Raw genomic sequence first — 339 nt, 5'->3', positions numbered from 1 at the left:
GTGTGTCATCCCCTAGGCCACCAATCAGAATATCCTTACCTTTCCAGCCATTCAGTACATCGTTACCATCCGTGCCGTTAAGCTGCATAGTAAGACCCGTGATTTCCGAAGTAGAAATCGTCTTGTCTGCAAAGATAAAATTGAAATCTCGACTATACGAGTCATTCTGATCCAGATAATTTTTAAAGGTCACTGAATCGTCTGTACCAAATGCCTTGATCACCAGATCATTGCCTACTCTTAAGAACTGGGCATCGGCAAAGTTCGCACCTTCAAATTTCACATCATTGAAGTACTGTAAACTGGTCCAGTCATAGCTTTTATCATTGATAATGTCCT

At 41.3% G+C, this 339-nt stretch carries 1 pseudogene; it reads right to left on the bottom strand.

Annotated features, from left to right (window positions below):
- A pseudogene (locus ACH8JV_RS19570) lies at positions 1 to 339 on the bottom strand (hypothetical protein); the annotation flags it as partial.

It is taken from the genome of Acinetobacter sp. ABJ_C5_2, assembly GCF_044538485.1.
GTDB lineage: Bacteria > Pseudomonadota > Gammaproteobacteria > Pseudomonadales > Moraxellaceae > Acinetobacter > Acinetobacter nosocomialis_A.
This window is presented reverse-complemented; position numbering and strand designations above follow the sequence as displayed.